The organism is Paenilisteria newyorkensis (assembly GCF_000766145.1).
In the GTDB taxonomy this organism is placed as follows: domain Bacteria; phylum Bacillota; class Bacilli; order Lactobacillales; family Listeriaceae; genus Listeria_A; species Listeria_A newyorkensis.
In genome coordinates this window covers 265388-280314 of the sequence record NZ_JNFB01000024.1, presented here as the reverse complement: position 1 = coordinate 280314, position 14927 = coordinate 265388, and the positions used below count along the sequence as shown (strand labels likewise).

The following is a 14927-nucleotide window of genomic DNA, read 5'->3' as shown; positions in this document are numbered from 1 at the left end:
GTAGTTGCTAAGCGCTCCGCTAGTTGTTGTTTCGCTTTCTCTAAATCGGCTTGTAAGGCTGCTTTTTTATCCGCATCGGTCACTTGGTTGATGAGGTTTTGTGCATGTGTAACGTCTTCTTGTGTGATACTAGATAGAATATTCCCTTTAGGGTCTTTGTTTTCAAACAAGTTGTTGATGGCTTCACGGGCTTTGTCTTGGGCTTCTTTCTCAGCTTGTGCTTGCGCTTCTTTCTCGGCTAATTGTGTTTTGACTTTCTCTAAATCGGCTTGTAGTGCTGCTTTTTTATCCGTATCAGTCACTTGGTTGATGAGGTTTTGCGCATTCGTGATGTCTTCTTGTGTGATGCCAGTTGTGATATTGCCGCTTGGGTCTTTATTTTCAAACAAGTTGTTGATGGCTTCACGGGCTTTATCCTGGGCTTCTTTTTCTGCTTGTGCTTGTGCTTCTTTGTCCGCTAATTGTGTTTTGACTTTCTCTAAATCCGTTTGTAGTGCTGCTTTTTTATCCGTATCAGTCACTTGGTTGATGAGGTTTTGCGCATTCGTGATGTCTTCTTGCGTTAGTCTAGCTGTGATGTTGCCATTTGGATCTTTGTTTTCAAACAAGTTGTTGACTGCTTCACGGGCTTTATCTTGGGCTTCTTTCTCTGCTTGTGCTTGCGCTTCTTTGTCCGCTAATTGTGTTTTTGCTTTCTCTAAATCCGCTTGTAGTGCTGCTTTTTTATCCGCATCGGTCACTTGGTTGATGAGGTTTTGCGCATTCGTGATGTCTTCTTGCGTTAGTCCAACTGTGATGTTGCCATTTGGATCTTTGTTTTCAAACAAGTTGTTGACTGCTTCACGGGCTTTATCTTGCGCTTCTTTTTCTGCTTGTGCTTGTGCTTCTTTGTCCGCTAATTGTGTTTTTGCTTTCTCTAAATCCGCTTGTAGTGCTGCTTTTTTATCCGCATCGGTCACTTGATTGATGAGGTTTTGCGCATTCGTGATGTCTGCTTGCGTGATGCCTGTTGTGATAGTGCCATTTGGCTCTTTGTTTTCAAACAAGTTGTTGACGGCTTCACGGGCTTTATCTTGCGCTTCTTTTTCTGCCTGTGCCTTCGCGACTTTATCTGCTAGTTGTGCTTTGGCTTTGTCTAAATCGGCTTGTAGCTCTGCCTTTTTCGTTACATCTACTACTTGATCCACTAGATTTTGGGCATTCGCAATGCTGTCTTCTGTCACAGTCGCTGTAATATTGCCTTGTGGGTTTTTGTTTTCAAATAAATTATTGACAGCTTCACGCGCTTCATTTTGTACTGCGACATTATCTAACAGCAATTGTTTTGCAGACTTATCTGCCTGAATATTAGAATACGTAGTCGTATTCAAACCAGAACTTGACGGGGAATATGATAGGAATTTGACCTGTGACTGTGTCGTTGTTGCCGTAAATGTGACCGTACGTGTACCTGTTTTCGCTATATTACTGGCGCTTACCCCTAACGATTTACTATTCGTTGCATCAACTACAGAGATATACGCGCTATACGTCGCTTCGTAATCAACAGAAATGGTGTATTCCTTCCCTATCTCTGTATCAATAATAGCTGAAGGTCCCCAATGACCCGCATTAGATGCGCTGTGTACGCGAGCAGTTGTAAAACTTTGTCCGTCATTAAAAGATATCCAATCATTGGTTCTAGACGTCCCACTGTACCAATAGTATCTATTCGTGCTCTCTACATAAGAAGTGCTAGTGAGCCCATAAGGTAAGTTTTTAAAACGATCTGATGTCAATTGTATCAACTTGTTGGTGGTAGAAACATTATTTTGTTGTTCTGATGCTGCTGCTGGTGTTGCCAAGACATTAAATGGTGTGACCACACTTGTTCCGATAATTGATGTTAAAGCAACCACACTCATTAATTTTTTCATTTTCATTTTTCATTCCTTCTTTCTTTTATTATTTGTTGGCTTACGTTTAGTTTAGCAGGCTTTTGTGCTGTATCTGCGTATTTATAACAAATTCATTTTTCTTGTCAATTCATTAGAGAAAAACTAGACACACAGGTAAAGACTTCATATATATAGATAACCACTCCTCTTCGTTTTCTAGGTGCATCCTTGTTACAAGACTAATCTTATCAGGATTTAGTACGCCTGTTTTCCACATTTCCAGAGCTTGCTTCGCCCAATTGTTACTATTTATTGAACATCCAATTTTGCTTGTAATTTATAGGTATTGAAATAAATAGTCCGTTTCATCGAATAGATAATATCTTCTGCTTGCAGTTTTTGGAGGATGTTCGTGACCGTGTTGGGGTTAAGGTTGGTGTATTGCGCGAGCATGCCTTTACTGATTTGGGTGGGGAAACAGATGGTATCCGGGTCATCTTGCATCGATTGCCCAAATTTTTCTCCGAGTTTCCAAATAGCGCGACTGATGCGTTCTTCGGAGGGAAGTCGTAATAATGCTTCTTTTTCCATCATCCGTGCGACTTGGTTTTGCATGTGCACGTAATGGTAGAAGTAGCCCTCTTGCGTGTTAATGACGTTATCAATGATGTCTTCTTTCGCGTATTTCACCACGGTTAGTTCGTTCGAAATGACCTGGTAAGCGTATTCGGAACGGCTGCCTAACAAGAGGTGACTCAGTCCAATGACATCTTGATGTGCATAAAAATCAATGACGTTTTCGGTATTTTTCGTGGCAACTAAGTGACCAGATGCAATGAAAAAGATGTCGTCTACCTCATCGTCCTCTTCGATCAGTATGTCGCCTTTTCGGTACTTTTTTCGCGTGCCTTCGAGTGGAAAAATCGTATCCTTTTGTAAAAATGTTTGGAATTTTTCTTCGCTAAACTGTTTTTCGATATGGCGTTGGTCGTATAAAAGGGTCATCATCTCTACCTTCTGTCTCATGTTGTTTTGCCTCCTTCAAATTAGTTTGTGTGGTGTTCTCCTTTGCCTACTTACACTTTACCAGCTGACGATTGAATAAACGGATTTTTCTAAAAAAATGCAACTTTTTTTCATTTCCTTTGATAAAATCTTGCTGTTTCGATCAGAACAACACGAAACCGAGTAGCCATGTCTTCTTGTGGATCATGTATTGTTTTCATAATATATCCGCCAATTTTGACTTCAATTTGGATATATCTACATGTAGCGATTTTTGATTGGTTGTTAGTACTTTTTCTTGGTATAGATTTTGGAAAGCAACAGTAACCGTATTGGGATTTAGATTTGTATATCTCGCAAGCATGCCTTTGTTGATTGGCTTTGGGAACACAGTGATATCTGATTGTGGTATTGATTCTCCATATCTTTCGGACAGCCTAAATAGAGCTAAACTGACTCTATCCTCAGAAGGTAATCGCAATAACTCTTCTCGCCTCACCATCTGTGTCACGCGATCTTGCATATACACGTAATGATACAGATATCCTTCTTGCGTATTTAGTAGTTTCTCGATAATGTCTACTTTTTTGTATTTAATTACCTTGACCTTATCTGAAACGGCTTCAAAGGAACACGAAGATGGCTTCTCAAGCATGAGGTTTTCCAAGCCAATAATATCCTGACTTCCGTAGAAATAGGTAATTCTCGCTTGTCCTTCGCACGCTATAATATATCCTGACACAATGAAAAAAATCTCTTCTACGACTTCAGATTCCTTCATAATTTGTTCGTATTTTTCGTACTGTTTTATAGTCCCTTTAATTGGATAAACGTTATCCTCCCTTAAACTCTGTAGAAATCTTTCTTTGCTAAATTCCTTTTCGACAACACTCGAATTATATAAAAAATTCATTCCTACTGCTCGTTGATTCATCATTTTGTCTCTCTTTCTTTTGATTATAGTCTCTTTTAATAACTATAGTATCGATACTATCATGGATATATTAGTTCTATTTTCTAGATTAATGGATTTTTCCATACTAGAATGTAGCAAAGTTTTGAACTCCTAATTTTTCTATATATGTTAAGTATTTTATTATTTGCACTTTTTTTGTGATTATCTTATCATAAAAGTAAGAGATGGAGGTGTTTCAGGATGAAAAATATTATTACCGCATCTGGTTATCGGAAATTAAAATGGCTCAATATATTATTTTTTGCAGAAAAACCGTTGAGCAAAAAAGAATTAACAGTGGCTGTGGAGTGCTCATTGAATACATTAAACGCTGATATAAAGCTATTCAATTCTACCTGTCCAGTTGAATTGGCTCACATTTATGAGGAAGATAGGCGTCTATTTTTAACCGCCGCCCCCGATATTAATTTTGATTTTTTGCAAGCTTATATGATTACTAATAGTGATTTATTCGTACTCTCCGTGTCCATCTTCAATGACGATAAATTGACAATACCTGAATGGGCAGAAAAAAACTTTATTAGTCCTGCTTCATTTTATTTGAAGTTAAAAGAGATTGATACATTCTTAGCTCGGAGCAGACTTATATTAAATAATAAACCGCTGCAAATTGAAGGAAACGAGATTAATGTTCGGTTTTATTTTTCCCACCTATTTATTAAAAGCCACCCCTATTCCGGTTGGATTAGTGACGAAATTAGCTTTGAACAGATTAATCGATTTATTCAAAAATTTGAAGCTAAAATGGGGGTATATTTCTCTCTCAGTTCACGAATGGAGTATGCGATTGCAATCTGTGTTTGTTTAACTCGAATAAAACAAGGTTATTTAGCTGATTTAACCCCCGAAGAACAACGCACGATTGATGATATTTATATGTACTATGACTCTAAAACACTCGATTTCAGTGATTTAGATCAATTTTTGGGTGAACCTGTAAGCTTGATGGAACGCTATATTATTTTGAATATTAGTTTCTTGTGTTCCTTCACAGACATTAGCCTGGAACGAATAAAATTTCGAATTGACTATCATAAAAAATTCCGAAATCAACGCTTCATTTTAGCAGAGGATATTGTAACTTTACTGGATGGTAGGTTAAAAGAAACGGATACAATCAAACTAGCTATTTTAGATTATTTAACCCGCTTTACATTTGTGAAAAAGACAAACCTTATTTTAGATGTCGATCATTTTTCTAAAAAGTTTATTCCAGATATTATTACGATAGAGGCCATTCTAGAGAAACTTCAAAAATACGAACGCCATCCAGACTATACTTTTATTCGTGATAATAAGAAAGTTATTTCAGCACATTTGCATGATTTATTCAATGTTAGTTTAATGAATGAACTTTTTACACAACGCCTGCATGTGAAGGTTATTTCAAAAAGTGGTTTTTTGTGGGAAGAATATTTGAAGGGGCAGATTCGTCAGCATTACTCTGAAGAATATCTTATTTTTTGTGAAGAACTTGACCCTAAAGAGCATGCACCGCAATATGACTTGATTATTAGCGATGCACCCGTTGAATTATCTTCCCAAACAAAGGTCTTAGTCTGGCATGTACCGCCAACTAAGCGAGACTTTAATCAATTAGAACAAATCATCGGAGCCAGAAATGTATAGAAAATAAGCACGCGAGGAAATCAATATCGATTTTCTCGACGTGCCTATTTTTATTGAAAAATCAAAGCTGCTTTTTTTAGCAAGTTATCAGTACTATCCGTAATACCCTTGTATACTTCCTGATTTATCCTACTATATAATGCAACATTTGATTTATCGGGTTCAAATGTATTTCCTGTACGTATCATTTTTTTAGCTGCGGTTTCATAATCTGGATAAATATCCAAGGCAACGGCGACGCAAATTGCGGCACCTAAACTAGCCGAACCATTGACTTCATTTCGCGTTGTTGGAATGCCAAATACATCCGCAAAAATCTGCATTAGTAGCGCACTATTGGAGCCACCTCCTGATATAATAAGGTTTTCAAGCGTTATGCCAAGCTCTGTGCACATTTCGTCCACACGGTTTTTCATAGTCATTGCGATAGCTTCTAAAATGGAGCGGTAAATATGTGCACGCGTATGCCTGGCGTCAAAGCCAATCATCATGCCTTTTCGGTAAGGGGCCTCGGCAGGTGCTAGCCAATCAAGAACGGTCATCAAGCCCTCCGAACCAGCCGGAATATGCTGTGCCTCTCGATTCAAAAATTCTTCGACCGAATGCCCATCTTGATGCGCTTTTAGCATAATATCGTCGCCCAAAAGTTCCTTAAACCAGCTCACCGTCCACATCCCGCGTCGTATCCCATTACTTTCATAAAGATACTGCCGCGGTGTCGATGCAAAATTCGTCCAAAAAGCCGTCGTGCCCTTCGGATTATCATGTCCCGGAATCATCGCCGCGATATACGTCCCAAGCGAAATCAGCGCCGTATTCTCCGCTAAAAGTCCCGCTCCAAGTGCCTCCACCGCCTTATCATTCGCCGTTGCGACTACCGGAATACCCTCAGGAATACCAAGTTTAGCCGCAACATCTCCCGTCACCGCTCCTAAAATATCACCCGGCATCTTTAACTCAAATAGCATCTCGCGCGGAATCCCCAACTGCTCAATTACAGCATCGTCCTCACTCCAAGCCCACGTATCCGTATCAATCGGCCACTGCCCTTGATAATTCGCCGCCGTATCCACGAACTCCCCCGTCAAACGCTGCGTCATGTACCCCGAAGTCGTCGTCACATACGCCACATCCTCATTCTCATGCACATAAGGCTTCGAAACCCGCGCATCCATCCAACTCATCACCGGCGACGCCAAACTCCCATCCCGCTTCAACAACGCCCGGCAAAACCGAATAGTGCACAATCCCAGCCCGATAATATCCGCTTTATTTCCCGGGAAATAATCCATCGCAGCTCGGCTCGCCACAACAAGCGAATCCCATAAATCATCGTCCGGATGCTCCACCACACCGTTCTCCGCCAAGTGCATCGGCTGCAACTCACATTTCCCTTCCGAAACAATCGTGCCCTCTAAATCAAAAATAACAACCTTCGAGCTCTGCGAACCCCCATCAATCCCGATAATATATTTCTTCGTCATAAGTATCCAAACCTTCTTTTCCGTCAAATTTACCTTAGCGTACCAAATACCCACCATCCACAACCAGCAGATGTCCATTCACATAATCCGAAGCACGACTCGCAAGGAACACTGTTGTCCCCATCAAATCCTGCGTCTCGCCCCAACGGTTCGCCGGAATATGATCCAACACCCGCTGATTCGTTTCCGGATTGCTGCGCGTTGCCGTCGTAATTTCCGTCGCGTAATACCCTGGCGCAATCCCGTTCACCTGAATATTATACTGCGCCAACTCATCACAATACGCCTTCGTCAAGCCTGCAATCCCGTGTTTTGTCGCCGCATACGCCGGAGACCACTGCCCACCAAGAAACGAAAACAGCGAACAAATGTTAATAATTTTCCCGCTCCGTTGCGGAATCATTCGTTTTGAAGCCTCATAACTAAGCTCAAACGCCGCCGTCAAATTCAGCTGAATCATCGGGTCCCACTGCTCCCGACCAAAATCCTGAACCTCCGCAAGCTTACAAATCCCAGCCGAGTTCACTAAAATATCCACAGAACCAAGCTCCGCCACACATTCATCTATAATCCGCTTCGGCACGCCCTCCTTCGTAATATCCGCCTGCATAAACACCATTTTCCCGCCAGCCTCCGTAATCATGCGCTCCGTCGTCCCGTCATCCGCCACAATACTCGGAATAAATAAATTAGCACCCGCCTTCGCAAGCGCCAACGCAAAAGCCTGTCCAAGCCCTGAATTCCCACCAGTCACAATCGCATTTTTACCTTTTAACGAAAAGAAATCCATTTCAAAATCTTGTATATTCATCTTATTTTCCTCCCTCAAAGTGTCTCTAATGAAGCCATTATAGCTTGTTTTTTCTGTTTAATATCGCGCATTAATAACGTACAAAAAAGCAGTGCCATTCCCGTCGCCACAAGCCCGAGAATCCACATATTCCGATACGCCTGCGTCGCCACAAGCGTGTCCTGCCAATGCCCAATCAGCGGATAAATAAACACATCCGGCAAGAATCCAATCAACGACGCCACACCAATCGTTGTTCCCATCGTCGAACTCGGCGTCCCAGCCTCCCCAATCGTTGCAAAATACATGCCCCGCGACACATAATTGAAGAAAGCCAGCAGCAACACCAGTCCAATCATCACAAAAATAATACTCGCACTAGCCGGAATCACGATAATACAAATCAGCCCAATAAACGTCACGATACTACCAATAAAAATAATCTTCGTCGGCGATTTCAACCGCGTTTTAGCCGAAACTAGCGCACCCACAGGACCTGCGATTGTCCGGAAAACCTGATTCCGAATCATCCCAATAAACGTTGCCATCACAACCGGCATCGCAAAAATATCAATCAAATAACTCGTCGTATAACTCAGCACCGCAAAAATCGTATACACACCCATGATAATCAGGCTACAATACCACGTCGTCCGTTTTTTCAAGACAACCAGTATATCCTTCGCCGCTAACTTTTCCGATTTCGGTAATGCCGCACGCGCCGCTTTTGACTCCTCAGGCACCACAAACCAGCACAGAATCCCGAACACAATATAGAAAATCCCGTATGTCACCATCACCGCTTTCAAACTATTCGGGTTCGATTCAGCGCCAAACAATTGGAACATCCACAACGTCAAAAACGCCGTCACAAGCGCACCAAATCCGCGCATCCCTTCCGCAAAACCGAGCAAACTTCCCTGCTCCTCCGCCGTTCCCAAAATCGCAACCGCCTTCACCGTCGCCGACCACATAAACAAAACCGTCGTAATCGCCAGCAACACTTGAATCACGAGCAGCATCCAATACGGCGGATAAAGCGCCATCAAAAACGCCAAGCCCCCCGTGATCACCATTGAAAACGTAATCAATTTCTTATGCGAAAACTTATCCGCAACAACTCCACTCGGCGCATACAACACCATCGCCGCCGTCCCATAAACACTCATAATAAACCCGACTTGCGTAGCACTAAGCCCCATCAGTGACTCCATCGGAACCTGATAGTTATACTTCAAATACGGCAGCTCAAAACTCATGCCACCCGTCATGCCAATAATGGCGATAATAAACCAACGACTATATTTTGCCTTCTTCATAGTTTGCCCCCTCAAAAGCTAGAAACCGCTTACATTATTTGGTTAAAACGTTCTTTTTTATTCTGCGCTTTTTAAAAATCAAATATTATCCCACACATCTGGACTCGTTGACGAAATCGCCACAGCACCAGCTTGCAGCGCCATCAACACATCCTCCTTATCACAAACCAACCCACTCGCAATCACCGGCTGACTAATCGTATCCTGCACCCAACCGAGCACTTTTGGCATACATCCCGGCAAAATCTCCACACAATCCGTTTTTGACGCCGCCACCTGTTTCGGCAAGTTATGATACGACATCGAATCGATCAAGAAAAACCGATGAATCGTGTAAAAACCTTTCATTTTCGCCGCACGCACAATCGCTGGTTTGGAACTAATAATTCCGTCCGCCTCCGTATTTTTACGCATAAACTCGACAACAATTTCGCGATTCGACGTACCTTCCACCAAATCAATATCCACAAAAGCAACTTTACCAGCCGCCTTGACCTGTGCTACAATTTGACCGATATTACAAATATTCCCGTACAAAATAAATACAAGATGACAGTTTGACTGCACCACTTTTTCAAGTCCTGTTTCATCTTTAATCGCCGCAATAATCGGGTTATCTGCTAGCAAATCCAACATATTCTCTCTCATTTTAAAATCCCCCATCTTCAATAGTGTATTAGGCCTAATAAAGACCCAATACACTATCTTACACTGCTTTAATCTAAGAACTCAAGCGGGATTATATTTCCTGCATTCATCACATTATTCGGATCAAACGCTTGCTTCAACGTTTTCAGAATGTAGAATGATGAACCGTACTCATCTTTAATCCACGGAGCACGCGCCTTGCCGACACCATGATGATGCACCATTGTCCCGCCATGTTTCAGCGACTCCTCCACGATAATTTTGTTAATCGGGTTGTGGTATTTATGAATTTCCTCCGTAGGCTCACAGTTCAAATCATAGTAATACACAAAATAAAGATTCGTCCCGTTCATATAACTATGCGAAGAATGGCCGCCAACCCACGTCACATCAGGAACTTCCGCCTTCACACGCGCACAAGCCGACTCATAAATCGCGTTAATTTGACCCCAATTCGCAGCGATTTCCGTCGTGAATCCCATATTTTTCGTAGCAACAATCTCCTCGCGCTCCTCCGCCACTTGCTCGGGGAACCAATTCAAATTATCAAACCAATCCGAGATAAACTGGCTCTCCACCTGTTCACATTGCCCGTATTTCGCAACGATTTCCTCAATTCCAGCACCCGTTGCCGCCGTGATTCCCGCAGGCCCTTCCGCCATGAAAATCAACACACATTTATCCTTCTGAAAATGCGAGAAATGCCCCGCCGCGTCCGCCACATCGTACAACCTCGCAATCGAAGGCTTGTAACCCGCGACCATCACCTCACGCAAAATCTCAAATCCGACTTCCATATCATCCAACGTATAGCCATAAAAACGATGATTCTCCGGCTGATATTTAAAAATTTTCACGGTGACTTCCGTAATATAACAAAGCGCGCCTTCGTTCCCAACGACAACATGGCGAATATCAGGCCCCGCCGCACGTCTCGGCACATTTTTAATCCGCGTCACTTCCCCGTTCGGGAAAACCGCCTCCAAACCGACAATCATGTCCTCAATCCCACCATACAGCGTCGAGAACTGGCCCGTACTACGCGTCGCAACGAGTCCACCCATCTGCGCCAGCGGTTTTGATTGCGGCGAATGCCCCGTCGTCAACCCCTTCGCACGCAGCTGATTCTCAATATCCTCCAGCACCACACCAGCTTGGCACGTCACTTGCATATTATATTCATCAATTTCCACTACTTTATCAAGCCCCGAACCATCCAACACAATATGATTCGGCTTCACAGATTCGAGCATACTCTCAAGCGCCGAATTCCCAGTCCGCGGAATACAATTAACTCCATTCGCATTACAAAACTGCAACACATTCACGATATCATCCGTATTGCGCGCCTTCACAATCGCAGCCGGAATCGGTTGCGTAAAAATCCCCGAAATATCCTCATACTTCCGATAACGGTCAATACTCGCATGCTGCAACGCCTCTTCCTCCGTCACCAAATTCTCCGCCCCAACTAATTTCGCCATTGCTTTCCTAACTTCCTCACGTGATAAAACCATGCTTAAACTACCCCTTCCAATTCGCAATTTCACTAATAATGGTAAAATTTTCTGTATTTAGAGCACAAAAAAAGCGCACTCCTACAAATTAGGAGTCGCTTATCTCAATTCTCTAGCAACTAACTACAGTATATAGAACGCTTACATGGAAGTCAAGGAAGAAAAGCGGAAAAAGCCCGTTTAGCCTCGACAGAAATTGTTAGGGGGCGCAGATAAATCCCTCTTTTGGATTTTTCGGAGGCACCGAAATTTCCGAGAGGCTGGCTTTTGAAGCTAGATCTGAAAGCGATGATACGTAAAAAATCGGAGCGTTCCCGCGTACATGATTGCCCTACTTTGAACTACTACAAAACTAATATTAGTCTCTACCTCGCTCAGCTCCGAAAAAAACTGGAGCGGCCGCAGTAAAAAGCCTCTCTTGCTTTTTATGGAGGGCGTGAAGTTTTCGAGGCACTATTCTAAAGGAAGGCAGTCTCATTACATTCCACTGCATATTGAGGTTCTAAAAAAGCACACGACGCTTTCCAAGAACCACAACAAAGCTAGATATGAAGGCTATGATACCAAAAAAAATCGGCGCGTTCCCGCGTGCGTGATTGCCACATTATGAACTCCTCTTTTTTTTCACTCTTCTCCTAGCATATAATAACCATCCAGCGTTAAAAAATAACACCCCATAAAATCCCGATTTTACAAAATCACCATTTACTACATATTCTATCAAAATACCTATCACACTACCCACAACTGCTGCTATCAAGACACCCAAATAAGGATGCTCCTCATCAAAATCATTCAACTTCTTAAACAATGCCCTCATCGCTCCAACTTCCTCGCTGGCACCCCAACATACGTCATCCCGGCTTCCGTATCACCAACAACCACTGCGCCCGCTCCAATCACAGAATATGCGCCTAAATCCACCCCTGGATTCACAACCGCCGAAGCCCCAACATGAACACCCGTCCCAATTTTGACGCCTCCTGTTACCGTAGCCCTTGGTGAAACGTGCGCTGCCTCGGAAATAATCACGTCATGCTCCACAATCGCGCCTGTATTAATAATCGTATGTGCGCCAATAACGCTATCTGGCTGGACCACCGCTAACGGCATAATAACAGTGCCCGGTTCAATCGTCGCCGCCTTCGAAATAATCGCCGTCGGATGTATAATCGTTGCATACCGCACATCACCCAATTTAGCCGCAACTCCCGCACGCGCCTTATTATCACCAATAGCGATGAACCACAATGTCGTATCCTTTTTGTACTGCTCAAAATCGTCAAACGGAGCTCGAAATTGCGCCCCATTTTTTTCGTAACTCGTATATTTGTTGTCTAAAATTCCGATAATCGTGTCGACACCTTGCTGCTCCAAGCATTCCCGAACAACTTTGCTATGACCGCCATCTCCAACTATGATTACATCTGCCATCTCGTTTCTCCTTTAGCTCATACATTTTTATTCAGTATACCACGAGAATCCACTTTTGGAGAACCGCAAAAAACTACCGACCTACAACTTCAAAACGTTGCAGATCGATAGCTTTTTTTAATTTCGTATCATATAATCGAATGCGCCAAGTGCTGCGGTAGCGCCTGAACCCATTGAAATGATAATTTGTTTATAGGCACTGTCCGTGCAATCCCCAGCCGCGAATATGCCGGGAACGCTTGTCTCGCCGTGTTTATTCGTGATAATCTCGCCCATTTTATTGCGCTCGATATCGTCTCCCAGCCATTCCGTGTTCGGAGCTAGACCAATCAGGATGAAGATGCCTTCTACATCAACGTGAACTTCTTCGCCCGTTTCGCGGTTCACATACGTAACGCCGTTCACTTTGTCCTGCCCTGTAATTTCTTTCGTCTGTACATTTTTCAAAACAGTGACATTCTGTAAGGAATAAAGACGCTTCTGCAAAACATCATCGGCTTTTAGTTCCGGCATAAATTCAAGCACAGTCACATGTTTCACCGTACCAGCGAGGTCAATCGCCGCCTCAATACCAGAGTTTCCACCGCCAACGACAGCGACATTCTTCCCTTCAAAAAGCGGACCGTCACAGTGTGGACAATAGGCAACACCTTTATTTTTGAACTCCTGTTCACCAGGAACGCCGATATTACGCCATCTTGCACCCGTCGAGATAATCGCCGTTTTAGTCGTTAAAACAGCGCCATTTTCGAGTGTGACTTCCACGTTTTCGTTCTTCGTGATGCTTTTAGCGCGCACTTGTTTCATCACATCCACGCCGTATTCGTTCACGTGTTCTTCAATCTGCGCAATCAGTTTTGGACCTTCTGTATATTTCGTTCCAATCACATTCTCGATGCTTAGCGTTTCTAGTACCTGACCGCCAAACGTATCTGCTACAATTCCAGTGCGAATCCCTTTGCGCGCGGCATAAATCGCAGCACTAGCACCTGCTGGACCGCCACCGATTACGAGGACATCGAACGGATCTTTCGCTTCAAATTCGGAGGCATCTGCTTCACCAACGATTTTGATGATGATTTGCTCGATCGTCATGCGGCCACTTCCAAATAAAACGCCATTTTCAAAAATTGTCGGTACAGCCATGATGTTTTTCGCTTCCACTTCGTCTTTAAACATGCCGCCTTCGATCATCGTGTGCGAGATATTAGGATTCAGCACGCTCATGATATTAAGCGCCTGCACGATGTCTGGGCAGTTGTGACACGTCAAACTTACGTAAGACTCAAAATGATGCGGTTTGTTGATTCTTTTGATTTGGGCAGCGAGATTTTCACTGATTTTCGGCGGACGACCACTGACTTGTAGCAACGCCAAAATTAGTGAAGTGAATTCGTGACCTAACGGAATCCCCGCAAAAGCAATGCCGAAGTCTTCGTTTTCACGTTCGACGCTGAAGCTCGGTGTTCTGGATAGTGAACCATGTTCTAAGCGGATTTTTGGAGACATGTCCGCAATTTCCGTGACGAATTCCAGTAGTTTTTGCGAGTTTTCATCTGTTGCGACGCTTACTTTTAGAACAATGTTTTGTTCTAGTAAATCCAGATAGCCCGCTAGTTGCGCTTTAATTTCTTGATCTAATGCCATTTTTAGATTTTACCTACTAAGTCTAGGCTTGGTTTCAGCGTATCCGCGCCTTCTTTCCATTTTGCGGGACAAACTTCGCCTGGATTGTTTCGTACGTATTGTGCAGCACGGATTTTATCCACTAAAGTGCTGGCGTCGCGACCAATACCGTCTGCGTTAATTTCGATTGTTTGAACAACACCATCTGGATCGATGATAAATGTTCCACGATTCGCCAAACCTTCTTCTTCATCTAGCACGTCAAAAATACGTGAGATTTTATGTGTCGGGTCGCCAATCATGATATATTCGATTTTACCAATTGCGTCTGAAGAATCATGCCATGCTTTATGCGTGAAGTGTGTGTCTGTTGAAACGGAGTAAACTTCTACACCCAGCTCTTGCAACGTTTTATATTGATCTTGCAAATCTTCTAGTTCAGTTGGGCAAACAAAGGTGAAATCGGCCGGGTAAAAGCAGACCACGCCCCATTTTCCTTTGAAACTTTCCGATGAAACATCTATAAATTCACCTTGATGGAAGGCTTTAGCAGCAAATTCTTCTATTTCTTTACCTATTAATGACATTGTATTTCCTCCTTTAAATTTCCTATTATGTGAAA

At 43.0% G+C, this 14927-nt stretch carries 13 protein-coding genes; 1 reads left to right on the top strand and 12 read right to left on the bottom strand.

Annotated elements, in window-relative coordinates:
* From EP58_RS10515 to EP58_RS10505, 3 genes are all read right to left on the bottom strand, one after another.
* The coding region (locus EP58_RS10515; protein WP_036093176.1) for a toxin Cry1Ac domain D-VI-related protein at nucleotides 1-1922 on the bottom strand (1922 nt) is incomplete at its 3' end.
* Between the two features lie 264 nt (nucleotides 1923-2186).
* Nucleotides 2187-2903, bottom strand: coding sequence for a Crp/Fnr family transcriptional regulator (locus EP58_RS10510; RefSeq protein ID WP_036093174.1), 717 nt, complete (start codon nucleotides 2901-2903; stop codon nucleotides 2187-2189).
* A 196-nt stretch (nucleotides 2904-3099) separates the two neighbouring features.
* A complete protein-coding gene (locus EP58_RS10505; protein ID WP_036093173.1) occupies nucleotides 3100-3819 on the bottom strand; it encodes a Crp/Fnr family transcriptional regulator in 720 nt (239 codons plus the stop codon).
* Between the two features lie 219 nt (nucleotides 3820-4038).
* Between EP58_RS10505 and EP58_RS10500 the strand changes: the two genes are divergently transcribed.
* The gene (locus tag EP58_RS10500; RefSeq protein WP_036093172.1) at nucleotides 4039-5487 is read left to right on the top strand and encodes an AcpB/EbpR/MafR family transcriptional regulator; all 1449 of its coding nucleotides are present in this window, start codon (nucleotides 4039-4041) and stop codon (nucleotides 5485-5487) included.
* A gap of 50 nt (nucleotides 5488-5537) precedes the next feature.
* Here the strand turns inward: EP58_RS10500 and EP58_RS10495 are convergent, their stop codons facing one another.
* From EP58_RS10495 to ahpC, 9 genes are all read right to left on the bottom strand, one after another.
* A complete protein-coding gene (locus tag EP58_RS10495) occupies nucleotides 5538-6971 on the bottom strand; it encodes an FGGY-family carbohydrate kinase (RefSeq protein ID WP_036093170.1) in 1434 nt (477 codons plus the stop codon).
* Between the two features lie 34 nt (nucleotides 6972-7005).
* The gene (locus tag EP58_RS10490; protein WP_036093169.1) at nucleotides 7006-7782 is read right to left on the bottom strand and encodes an SDR family oxidoreductase; all 777 of its coding nucleotides are present in this window, start codon (nucleotides 7780-7782) and stop codon (nucleotides 7006-7008) included.
* A gap of 14 nt (nucleotides 7783-7796) precedes the next feature.
* Nucleotides 7797-9080, bottom strand: a complete 1284-nt coding sequence (locus EP58_RS10485) for an MFS transporter (protein ID WP_036093167.1) — start codon at nucleotides 9078-9080, stop codon at nucleotides 7797-7799.
* Between the two features lie 78 nt (nucleotides 9081-9158).
* Nucleotides 9159-9728 (bottom strand): glycerol-3-phosphate responsive antiterminator, encoded by a 570-nt coding sequence (locus EP58_RS10480; protein WP_036093166.1) that lies wholly within the window; start codon nucleotides 9726-9728, stop codon nucleotides 9159-9161.
* Between the two features lie 68 nt (nucleotides 9729-9796).
* Entirely contained in the window at nucleotides 9797-11245 is a 1449-nt protein-coding gene (locus EP58_RS10475; RefSeq protein WP_036093165.1) for an FAD-binding oxidoreductase, read from the bottom strand.
* 604 nt (nucleotides 11246-11849) lie between these two features.
* Nucleotides 11850-12065, bottom strand: a complete 216-nt coding sequence (locus EP58_RS10470; protein ID WP_036093164.1) for a hypothetical protein — start codon at nucleotides 12063-12065, stop codon at nucleotides 11850-11852.
* A complete protein-coding gene (locus EP58_RS10465) occupies nucleotides 12062-12679 on the bottom strand; it encodes an acetyltransferase (RefSeq protein WP_036093163.1) in 618 nt (205 codons plus the stop codon). The genes EP58_RS10470 and EP58_RS10465 overlap by 4 nt, the downstream gene beginning before the upstream one ends.
* A gap of 117 nt (nucleotides 12680-12796) precedes the next feature.
* Nucleotides 12797-14326, bottom strand: a complete 1530-nt coding sequence (gene ahpF / locus EP58_RS10460; RefSeq protein ID WP_036093162.1) for an alkyl hydroperoxide reductase subunit F — start codon at nucleotides 14324-14326, stop codon at nucleotides 12797-12799.
* A 2-nt stretch (nucleotides 14327-14328) separates the two neighbouring features.
* Nucleotides 14329-14892, bottom strand: coding sequence for an alkyl hydroperoxide reductase subunit C (gene ahpC, locus EP58_RS10455; RefSeq protein WP_036093161.1), 564 nt, complete (start codon nucleotides 14890-14892; stop codon nucleotides 14329-14331).
* Between the last annotated feature and the right edge of the window lie 35 nt (nucleotides 14893-14927).

Bases quoted from the DNA above. Each gene is read 5' to 3' on its own strand.
- EP58_RS10510 (WP_036093174.1), bottom strand. From the start codon at position 2,903: ATGAGACAGAAGGTAGAGATGATGACCCTTTTATACGACCAACGCCAT.
- EP58_RS10505 (WP_036093173.1), bottom strand. From the start codon at position 3,819: ATGATGAATCAACGAGCAGTAGGAATGAATTTTTTATATAATTCGAGT.
- EP58_RS10500 (WP_036093172.1), top strand. From the start codon at position 4,039: ATGAAAAATATTATTACCGCATCTGGTTATCGGAAATTAAAATGGCTC.
- EP58_RS10495 (WP_036093170.1), bottom strand. From the start codon at position 6,971: ATGACGAAGAAATATATTATCGGGATTGATGGGGGTTCGCAGAGCTCG.
- EP58_RS10490 (WP_036093169.1), bottom strand. From the start codon at position 7,782: ATGAATATACAAGATTTTGAAATGGATTTCTTTTCGTTAAAAGGTAAA.
- EP58_RS10485 (WP_036093167.1), bottom strand. From the start codon at position 9,080: ATGAAGAAGGCAAAATATAGTCGTTGGTTTATTATCGCCATTATTGGC.
- EP58_RS10480 (WP_036093166.1), bottom strand. From the start codon at position 9,728: ATGAGAGAGAATATGTTGGATTTGCTAGCAGATAACCCGATTATTGCG.
- EP58_RS10475 (WP_036093165.1), bottom strand. From the start codon at position 11,245: ATGGTTTTATCACGTGAGGAAGTTAGGAAAGCAATGGCGAAATTAGTT.
- EP58_RS10470 (WP_036093164.1), bottom strand. From the start codon at position 12,065: ATGAGGGCATTGTTTAAGAAGTTGAATGATTTTGATGAGGAGCATCCT.
- EP58_RS10465 (WP_036093163.1), bottom strand. From the start codon at position 12,679: ATGGCAGATGTAATCATAGTTGGAGATGGCGGTCATAGCAAAGTTGTT.
- ahpF (WP_036093162.1), bottom strand. From the start codon at position 14,326: ATGGCATTAGATCAAGAAATTAAAGCGCAACTAGCGGGCTATCTGGAT.
- ahpC (WP_036093161.1), bottom strand. From the start codon at position 14,892: ATGTCATTAATAGGTAAAGAAATAGAAGAATTTGCTGCTAAAGCCTTC.